Here is a 10123-nt window from a genome sequence, read left to right as displayed (position 1 = left end):
CCCCCGATAACGTAATTTGGGGGCATATTCTTTTCTGCCGGTGCGCAGAACTACGGTATGTGAATCCACCTGGTCTGACGGTACTTGACAAACAGTACATCCTGTAGTATACATCAAAACAACCAAGGTTTATGAAGAGGGTAAGGAGTATGTTTATATGTTTAATAAATCGCTTAAGCGATTAGTTGCGACTAAAGAACTTGGAATATTCTTGGTACTGATTCTTTTATCAATTGTAATTAATTTTATAAATCCTGTTTTTTTTGTCTTCGACAACATTATTGAAGTATTTCGCAATACATCATATACCGCCATCATTGCCTTTGGTATGACTTTACTGATTATTGCAAAGGGACTCGATCTTTCGGTTGGCGCAGTTTTCGCACTTTGCGGGCTCATAACCAGCGTCTTGTTGTTTCGGGGATGGTCAATTCCGGTATCAATTTTCATCGGTTTAAGTGTCGGAGCGCTTATCGGGCTTTTTAATGCACTGACCGTGGTTTTTTTACGCATTCCATCGATGATAGCAACCCTCGGCAGTATGTATATGGCCCGTGGGCTTGTACTCGTTATTACAAAAGGAAAACCGGTCTATCCACTTCCGGAAGCATTTTCAAAAATAGGCCAGGGAAAATTATTTCATATTCCCTTAATAGTCTATGTTGCTTTTGTGCTTGCAATTATCTGGCATATCGTTTTGACCCGTACTGTCTTTGGAAGAAAAATTTATGCTATCGGCGGCAATGAAACAACCGCAAAATATGCCGGAATCAATGTCCCGGTAGTAACCGCCGGCGTTTATGTAATCGCAGGAGCGCTTTCTGCGCTCTCAGGTATATTAACGGCGGCTCGGTTCGGTTCCGGACAGCCTACGGTCGGCGAAGGCATGGAAATGAGCGTCATCGCTGCGGTGATCATCGGGGGAGCAAGCATGACCGGTGGTTCCGCAACTGTTCTTGGAACCGTTCTCGGCTCTCTTCTTATCACGGTGATAGCGACAGGAATGAACCTTGTAGGGGTTTCACCATATTGGCAGCGTTTCGTAACCGGGCTGGTCATCATCATTGCGGTCGGACTCGATCAGTATCAGCGGAGAAAGAAAAAGGGATAAGGCCTGTGGAAAATCTTCTGCGAATGGAAGGAATTACAAAGAGTTTTGGTTCGGTAACAGCGGTTAAAGATGTAGATTTGGATCTTTTCCCCGGGGAAGTTATTGCCCTGGTCGGTGAGAACGGCGCCGGTAAATCAACGCTCATGAATGTTCTTGGCGGTATATATACTGCCGGAACATACGAAGGTACTATTTCCGCCGACGGGCGCGAATTAAAATTCCACAGCGCTAAGGACTCAAAAAATTTCGGTATTGAATTTGTACATCAGGAAATAAGTCTCCATCTTGACCTAACGGTTGCGGAAAATATCTTTCTTGGCAACCTGGAAAACAAGGGTGGATTTATTCAATGGGGTAACATAAAAGAATCTACCAAAGAATACCTTAAAATGGTTCAGCTTGAGCTTGAGCCCGATGAAATGGTCCGCAATTTAAGTACCAGTCATCAACAGCTCCTTTCAATAGCCAAAGCCTTAGCCTGTCAACCAAAAATCATACTGTTTGACGAACCGACTTCGGCGCTCACCGAGAATGACACGTCAAATCTTCTTAAAATCATTACATCATTGAAACAGCACGGCATTGCCTGTGTTTATATTTCTCACCGCCTTGAAGAGGTCATGCAGATTGCGGATCGTATCGTTGTAATGCGGGACAGTACGATCGTATCAAATAAACCCCGCAGGGAATACACAATAGAGTCACTTATTGAGTATATGGTTGGACGCAAACTTGATGAGATGTATCCCAAGCAGGAAGTATCCATCGGAGAAGAAGTGCTTCGTATTGAAGGGTTCTCGGTTCCGCATCCCTTTATTCTGAACAAAAACATTGTTGAAGACATTTCCTTTTCGGTCAATTCGGGTGAAACACTCGGCGTCTATGGCCTCGTTGGATCCGGCAGAAGTGAAACCGTAAATGCAATCTTTGGCGCATTGGAAAAAACTGCCGGTACAGTCCATCTTAACGGTAAACCTTTATCGGTAAACACTCCATCGGAAGCAATACGAAACAGTATAGGACTTGTTACCGAAGATAGAAAAGCTTCCGGCATTGTGGAAACCATGAATCTGCGCGAAAACATGACTTTAGCAAGTCTTTCCATGGTTTCACGCTTCGGTTTTTTTAATTCGGAAAAAGAAAAAAATGTTTCCAGCCTGTTTTTCGACAAACTAAAAGTAAAAGCTTCAGGCATTGAAGATAATATTTTAAGCCTCTCGGGAGGAAACCAGCAGAAAATTGTTCTTGCCCGATGGCTGATGAAAACTGTAAAAGTACTGATTCTTGATGAACCGACCAGGGGAATTGATGTTGGTGCGAAAGTAGAAATCTACAATATTATTACGGAACTCGTTCGGCAGGGACTTGCCGTCATTATGGTATCTTCAGAGCTGCCGGAACTTCTGGGAATGTGTGATAGACTCATTGTTATCGGCCGTGGTAAAATCCGCGGAAATATTCCTCGATCTGCCTTCACCCAGGATAGGGTTATGCGTGCTGCCACTTGCGTTGAGGAATACGGTGTATAAAAAATCAGTCGTCGACTGTTTCAATTTTAGATTTTAGCAGAGGAGCAAAAAATGAAAAAATTATTTATTCTTGGTGTGGTTCTGGCAGTATTTGCCTCAGCCAACATTTTTGCCGGGGGTGCCAAGGACACACAACCGCTGGTAGTGTGGGTTAACCCGCTCATCGGAAGTACGGTATTTACCGCTGCCGACAATGGCCTTGGAGCGGCTGCAAAGGAATACGGTTTCCGGCTCAAAATTACCGGACGAAGTGTTATTGATGTTGCCGGTTACAACCAATCCATTCAGGACGCGATCATTGAAAAACCAATTGCCATTGCTATATGCCCTTATGCATATGAAGCCTTCGCTCCTACACTCGCCGATGCACGGGCCAAGGGGATCAAGATTATCAATATCAATATGGATTCCCCCGAGAATACCCGTTCTGCATATGTAGGAACCGATAATGCCGTCTACGGAAAGCTTGCGGCGGATTATATTGCCAAACAGAAAAATGGAAAGGCAAATGTGCTTATCATGCAGGCCGGATTGACTTTCCCAAATCAGGTTGAACAACGGGATGCGTTTGTTGCCGCATGTGCAGAAAAGTACCCCGATGTAAAAATTGTACTGAATGACGAAGACCAGGCCGACTCGGCAATCGCGGTGCAGAAATTCAAAGATATATTCCGGGCAAATCCCACAATTGATACGGTGCTGTGCCTCGACTCAATCGCCGGTGTCGCGGCGGGGATCGCGACAAAAGAAATGGACACTGTCGGTAAAATCACCATTCTTGCAATTGACGACAATGAAGATACCCTGCAATACATCCAGGACGGTGTTATCTGGGGAACAATGGCGCAGAATTTTTACAAAGCAGGACGTATTGCCGGTGAGCTTGCGGTAAAGGCCGCACGCGGCGATAAGGTGCCTTCTGCAGTTGATGCCGGTACAGTATTGATTACGAAAGAAAATATTACCACCTACTCTGAAGAATTTTACAAATAATTTTGATGGCTGTTTGATTATCCGGGGAATGTTTTACAATTAAACGGTTAGGTAACGGTACACTCTGCTGAAGGAATTGTCAGCGGAGATGTACCTCATTGATACCCAGCCTGCCACTCCGGCAAGTGAATCCGGTTCGTAACATATCCTTCTTCGTACTATGTGACAAAGGCGGTCGTGGGGAGGGGTATGCCTGGCTTCATGTATGTGGAATTCCCTGCTGGAGGAGACCCGTAGGGGCTCCGCAAGCAGACTCTACACGCACATGAAGACGGGCATACCCCTCCCCACGACCGATTTGCCGATAAAGTACAAAAAAAGGATATTTACGTACTACTGCGACGAGACCTTTCCAGCCCCTCATTCGCTTCCCGGTAGTTAGGGTTAAGCCGCAGGGCCCGCTGGTAAGCTTCCATGGCGGGGCTAAATTCCCCCGCCGATTCCCGAACCGAGCCCAGGCGGTACCACCAAAGGGCGGAACCCGGGTCCAGGCGGACCGCGGTGGTATAGGCAATATCCGCCCGGTGGAATTTTCCCTGGAGCCGGAAGATCTCTCCAATAAAGAAATAGGCCACCGAGCTGCGCTCCCCCTGGGGCACGGAATTTACATAGCGCTGCATGGAACGCAGAGAATCATCGAAACGGTCCAGGTAAAAGTAGGCTTCCCCCATGGTTTCCACAATCCGGTAGTCGTTAGCATTGATCCTAAGCCCCCGCTCGCCCCAGGCAATCACATCGGAGTACTTCCGCTGGCGCTGCAGGGTCCAGGTTAGAACCGTATAGGAATCCATACTTGCCGAATTCCGGGTGATTTCATCCATACAGATCCGGGCAGCTTCGTTATAATACTGATTTGCCTCGTCCATGCGGTCCCGGGCTTCCAGGTCGCGGCCTATGCGGTAGCTCCGCAGGGCATCCGGACGAGCATCCTGCCCGGTTTGTGAAAAAACCGGGTTAATAATAAGAAGAAAGGCAATACAAAACAGGGCAGGATGGATCCGCATTATTCTATCATCGGTACGAACTATTAGTTCGCCAACTGTTTATTTATCGATGCGGCTGCCCGGCGGCCCTCGCCCATGGCGAGAATTACCGTAGCGGCCCCCAGGACTATGTCGCCCCCGGCGTACACCCTTTCCAGGGAGGTCTGTTGGGATTCCCCTTCCACGGTGATACGGCCCTTTTTATCGACATTCAGGGCGGCGGTGGTCCGGCTGATCAGGGGGTTTGACTCATTCCCCAGGGCAACGATCACCAGGTCGCAGTCAAAGACGTATTCCGAACCTTTGATGGCCACGGGACTGCGGCGGCCCGAGGCATCGGGCTCCCCAAGCTCGTACTTGAGCAATTCAAGACCGCTTACCCTGCCCTGTTCATTCCCCAGGATACGGGTAGGATTCCTGAGGAAGTCAAAAATGATGCCCTCCTCCATGGCGTGCCCCACCTCTTCACCCCGGGCGGGCATTTCTTCCCTGGTCCGGCGGTAGATGACGTGGACCTGCTCGGCCCCGAGCCGCAGGGCCATGCGGGCGGCGTCCATGGCGACATTTCCCCCGCCAATAACCGTGGCAATCTTAGACTGGTACATGGGGGTGGCGGCCTTTGAGGGGTCATAGGCCTTCATCAAATTTGACCGGGTAAGGTACTCGTTGGCGCTCACCACGCCCACAAAGTTCTCCCCAGGGATACCCATGAATTTGGGAAGTCCCGCGCCGGTACCGACAAACACCGCATCGTACTTATCATCATCCAGGAGTTCCCGGATGGTCCGAGTCCGGCCTACCAGGAAGTTGGTCTCGATATCAACGCCCATTTTCTTAAGGCCGTCAACTTCGGCCTGAACTATGGCCTTGGGAAGCCGGAATTCGGGAATACCATAGACCATAACCCCGCCGGTTTTGTGGAAAGCTTCGAAAACCGCCACCTCGTGGCCTTCCCGGGCAGTATCCGCAGCCACCGTAAGCCCCGCAGGACCGGAACCGACCACGGCGACCTTTTTTCCGGTCTTGGGCTTTACGGTGGGGATGGTAACCTTGTTATTGGCCCGTTCCCAGTCCGCCACAAACCGTTCCAGTCGGCCTATGGCCACCGATTTATTCACATCCTTAAGGCTCTTTCCCAGGGTACATTCGCTCTGGCATTGTTTTTCCTGGGGGCAGACCCGGCCGCACACCGCCGGAAGCAGGTTGGTTTCCTTGACAATATCCACCGCCGCCTTGAAATCGCCGTTCTGAATTTCCGCGATAAACCGGGGGATGGGTACCTGGACCGGGCAGCCGTTTACGCAGGGCTGGTTCTTGCAGCCCAGACAGCGTTCCGCTTCCAGCCGGGCCTGGGCTTCACCATACCCTTCGGCCACTTCCGCCACATTTTTACCCCGCGCTATTGGGTCCTGGGCAGGCATATCCTGGGAAGGAATGGCCATTCGATCCTTGGGACCTATCTTTTCACCCGCAGCCTTCCGGGCAAGGAAGGGTTTTAAGAGTGTTTCCGCCTCTTTCGTAAGTTGTTCCTTCGTTTTATTCTCTCCACTCATACATCACCCCCTATTTTTTCCCCGCCGGCGCCGCTTGGGGCGGCACATGAGGCGGAAGTCCTAATCCAACATGACATTTATGATGATCCTCGTCCTCTCTGGGCTTAAAAGCCCGCATCCGGAGCATCATATTTTCAAAATCAACCTTATGACCGTCGAATTCCGGCCCGTCTACGCAGACAAACTTGGTTTCCCCGCCCACGCTCACCCGGCAGCCGCCGCACATACCGGTTCCGTCGATCATGATCGTATTAAGGGACACCATGATAGGAACATCGTAATCCTTTACTGCGGCGACGCAGAATTTCATCATAATAGGCGGCCCAATGGCGACCGTCATGTCCGGCTTATGTGCCTGTTGGCAGAATTCTTTTAGAGGCTCGGTTACCACCGCTTTCCTTCCATACGAACCATCGTCGGTAACCACGATCAGCTCGTCCACCACCTGTTTTACCCGGTCTTCGAAGATCACCAGTTCCTTGGTCCGGCCACCGATGATGGCGATCACCTTGTTCCCTGCGGCCTTCATGGCCTGGGCTATGGGGTACATGGGGGCAATGCCGATACCGCCGCCCACGCAAACCACGGTGCCGAACTTTTGGATATGGGTAGGATTCCCCAGGGGACCCAGAAGATTCTCCACAGAATCCCCCTCTTTCTTGGTCGCCAGTTTGTGGGTAGAAGCGCCCACGGTCTGAAACACGATGGTCACCGTTCCCGCAACGGGATCCGCATCGGCAATAGTCAGAGGGAAGCGTTCCCCCCAATCGGTGTCGATCTGGAGAATCAAAAACTGCCCCGCCTTCCTGGCCCGGGCGATCAGCGGCGCCTCCAGGACCATTTCGTAGACCTCTCCGGACAACTGCTTTTTTGATAGTATCTTATGCATGTCAACCTTCTTTCGTGCAGCGGCTGCCGCACCGTTAAATCGAAGCAAAACAAAGTTTCGCTAAACACCCCTCTGAATAAATTTTCGAATTTATTCTTTTTTTATAGTACAATAGTTTCAAAATTGACGCAACAATATGATAGAATACCCCTCATGAAAGCCGGTACTTGGAAAAAATTTGCCGCAGCCAGGGATATCTATAAAGAGTCGGTGGAACAGCTAAGCCGAAGCCTGCCCAATCTGCGGCGGCTCCAGCAAAAACTGGTGGATACCCGCTCCGGCCCGGCCTATACCGTGGAAACCCCGGTGGTGTACAACGAAGCCCTGGACGAAATGGGCTCCAAGGACGAAATTAAGCTCATCCTGGTGGCGGATAACCCCGGCCGCCGTGAACAGGCCGCGGAAAACCGCCGTTACCTGGTAGGCCCCTCGGGTAAAATCACCGAACGCTTCTTCCGGGAAGAGCCTTCCCTGGGTATAGACTTCCGCAAAAACGTCCTCATCCTGAACAAGACCCCAATCCACACCCCCCGCACCGTGGAACTCCGGGAACTCTGCCGTCTCGGCGGTCCGGCCCTAACAGATGCAATCGCCCAATCCCAGCTAAGCATGGTCAAAATCCTGGAAGAATTCTACCAAGTCCTGTCCCCCATCCCGGTATGGATCATAGGCTACTCGGAAATGAAAAAAAACGGCATCTTCGAAGTCTACACCGAAGCCCTAAAAAAGGTGTCAGTCACCTTTTTTAACCAGCTTTATTTCTACCGGCACTTTTCCATGAACCAGTTCACGATAGACCTGCACAAACAGGCCAAGCGGAGGGAAACCACGGCAGAGACACTGGAACGGATCGGGACGGCGTATAGGGAGCGGATTCTGGGGAAATAGGTCCCGGAGGAACTTATACCTTTAGTAAAATTTCCTGCTCAGTGGATGTCTGATTCTCTTTTGGGTAGGTTCTAATACCTGAAACAATTTGCCAATCTGGTTTTCAGGTGTTCCATGCCATCCCCAAAAAACGGCGCACCCGGTTTCCCGGATACGCCGTTGTGTCAGTCACCCTTGCGTTACCAATATGATTTCGGAATGGTTTTTATTCCGTCTTTTGCTTGGGATTGGCTCCAATTAGCGGTTATATCAAATAGCTTGTTAGTATTCACCCCCAATTCTTCTATTCTCTCAATCGAATACTTGGTCCGGTTGGTTGCCTCTAATTGGGCTGGGCCTTTAACCATGACATATTGAATGATGCCGTCATTGTTTCTATCCGCTTCAGGATGGGCGTTCCAATAGTCAACAATGAGTTCTCCTTGTTTTTTTCCCTGATCTATGGAATCCATATATACACAGAAAACATTATCTTCGGCCTTTAATTCGGTTCCGTCAAGCGGCAGGCGGTTAAAGAATACCAGTGGGATATTCTGCGCTTTAGCGATTTGGATAATATCCGCAGCAGTAGTGGTATCAACCATATCGACAGCAAGGGCATCGACACCATCCGCTAAATATTGATTAATAGAATCAATTTGATCGTTCTGGTCATTTGCAAACGTGTAGAGAATTTCTGCTTTGCCCACAGCAGCATTAATAACGCCGGTTAAAATATTATGTAAAAAAGAATCGCCTTCACTGTTAAGCAAAACCGCTATTTTTAATGGATGTTCAGAACTGTCAACAACCCGAGGGGGTATTTCAACATCTTCAGTATTACCGATGGTTATTTTTTTATTTGGTATTAAAATCCATTGGCCATCTTTAACCCAGCTTGTATCCGATAAAACGACCGCTCTGTCATCGGCTAATGCATAGGCCGTCTCAAAGGTTGCTTTACCCATACTAAAGGGATCCTGCAATACGGTGCCGAGCAATGTTCCCTCAGTTATTGCCGCAATTGCAAAAGCTGTGCCATCAACCCCAACAACCGGAATGTACTTCCCGCCTGCTCCAAAGTAGCCCTCGTCTCTGAGTGCCTCAATCGCTCCCATTGCCATCTCATCATTATTGCAAAGAATTGCCTCAATATTCGGGGCAGTTGAGACCGATGATGACTGTCTGTTAAAAATCAACCCCTGACCCGGTACGGTGAATTGGGTGGCTTGGGTAGCATTGAACTCTGATGTATAAATGGTACCGACGGCTGGAGTACCGGGAAAAGTACTGCCTGNTAATAGTAAAGGTAATCGCCAAACCGGAGAGCGTATAGTCCGTACCGTTTTCCCGTCATTACTTCCGCCGTTGAATGTTTCCGTCCATTGATTGGTTCCCGAAAATGCCATAGTAAGGGAAGTAACACCTGATGGCATATCTCCGCCCGCACACACCCACACCTTTTCATTCAAATACGCCGCAGTCGGGGACGTTTCGGTTGTGCCGTTTTCGCAGCCTGCCAGAACCAATCCAAATGCCAGCGCCATTACCAACATTCCCGCCATAAAAAACCTTGTGTTCTTCATGTAAACAACTCCTTTGCGGTTTTTATGCCCCGCCAACATAATTAATATGGTTTCCGCATAAGCGGGTAACATCATTATCACTCCATGCCGCGTTCTACCTGTACGCAGAACCAGCCTGTATTCCCGCCGTCACCGAAGGCGAACTCCATGAGGTTCCTTCTCCGGCAGGTAAAGAAGGACTCGCGCAGATGTCTTTAGACATGCCGGGCGCTGGTGCCTAGGTAGGGAAACCCCCGGAGTAGCTTTTACGTAAAAGGTTATACAACAAGGAATTTTTTTTTTGGGGGGGGGGGGGGGGGGGACAAACTCCGCCGGGATGCCGGAGGCGAGCGGATTAAAGTCCGTTCGGATACTGAGTACTAGGTTTAGGATTGCCGACGCCTGAAACATAGGATTATCATAATCAATACAAGAAACTTATTCAATCACCTTTCTCAAGATGTAAAAAAAGACACCGTTTACCCACCGTAGGTGGTCGGGGCGTGGAGCGCCCCTAGCCGAATGTATTACGGATTACCCCTCCATCATGCCCCCCCAGCGCCCCTCTTCTTCAGTATTACTAACAATGGCGGGCGGAGGGAGGGGCATCCCCGGCCGAGCACATTTGGAATT

General features: G+C 49.6%; 8 protein-coding genes. 4 read left to right on the top strand and 4 right to left on the bottom strand.

Translation table 11 applies throughout. The features are described from left to right. Positions 1-157 precede the first annotated feature (157 nt). The 3 genes from TPRIMZ1_RS0107460 to TPRIMZ1_RS0107450 are packed head-to-tail and all read left to right on the top strand — an operon-like array spanning position 158 to position 3633. Positions 158-1111, top strand: coding sequence for an ABC transporter permease (locus tag TPRIMZ1_RS0107460; protein WP_010257196.1), 954 nt, complete (start codon positions 158-160; stop codon positions 1109-1111). Positions 1112-1116: 5 nt separating this feature from the next. Then, positions 1117-2640, top strand: coding sequence for a sugar ABC transporter ATP-binding protein (locus TPRIMZ1_RS0107455; protein WP_010257193.1), 1524 nt, complete (start codon positions 1117-1119; stop codon positions 2638-2640). A 51-nt stretch (positions 2641-2691) separates the two neighbouring features. Next, a complete protein-coding gene (locus TPRIMZ1_RS0107450; RefSeq protein WP_010257189.1) occupies positions 2692-3633 on the top strand; it encodes a sugar ABC transporter substrate-binding protein in 942 nt (313 codons plus the stop codon). Between the two features lie 326 nt (positions 3634-3959). Here the strand turns inward: TPRIMZ1_RS0107450 and TPRIMZ1_RS0107445 are convergent, their stop codons facing one another. From TPRIMZ1_RS0107445 to TPRIMZ1_RS0107435, 3 genes are read right to left on the bottom strand one after another with little or no spacing between them, the layout of a single operon-like run. Further along, positions 3960-4637, bottom strand: a complete 678-nt coding sequence (locus tag TPRIMZ1_RS0107445) for a tetratricopeptide repeat protein (RefSeq protein WP_010257185.1) — start codon at positions 4635-4637, stop codon at positions 3960-3962. 23 nt (positions 4638-4660) lie between these two features. Next, positions 4661-6169: an NADPH-dependent glutamate synthase gene (gltA, locus tag TPRIMZ1_RS0107440; RefSeq protein WP_010257182.1), complete on the bottom strand. Its 1509-nt coding sequence runs from the start codon at positions 6167-6169 to the stop codon at positions 4661-4663. A gap of 10 nt (positions 6170-6179) precedes the next feature. Beyond that, complete coding sequence (locus TPRIMZ1_RS0107435) at positions 6180-7058, bottom strand: sulfide/dihydroorotate dehydrogenase-like FAD/NAD-binding protein (RefSeq protein WP_010257181.1); 879 nt, start codon at positions 7056-7058, stop codon at positions 6180-6182. A gap of 153 nt (positions 7059-7211) precedes the next feature. On the opposite strand from TPRIMZ1_RS0107435, the gene TPRIMZ1_RS0107430 reads away from it, so the two are divergent. Beyond that, positions 7212-7946: a hypothetical protein gene (locus tag TPRIMZ1_RS0107430; protein ID WP_010257178.1), complete on the top strand. Its 735-nt coding sequence runs from the start codon at positions 7212-7214 to the stop codon at positions 7944-7946. 179 nt (positions 7947-8125) lie between these two features. On the opposite strand, the gene TPRIMZ1_RS19710 is transcribed toward TPRIMZ1_RS0107430, so the two are convergent. Continuing rightward, positions 8126-9586 (bottom strand): substrate-binding domain-containing protein, encoded by a 1461-nt coding sequence (locus TPRIMZ1_RS19710; RefSeq protein ID WP_051004291.1) that lies wholly within the window; start codon positions 9584-9586, stop codon positions 8126-8128. Between the last annotated feature and the right edge of the window lie 537 nt (positions 9587-10123).

This window comes from Treponema primitia ZAS-1, from assembly GCF_000297095.1.
GTDB lineage: Bacteria > Spirochaetota > Spirochaetia > Treponematales > Breznakiellaceae > Termitinema > Termitinema primitia_A.
The sequence above is the reverse complement of the archived record's forward strand: the minus strand, read 5'-3'. Positions and strand labels throughout refer to the sequence as shown.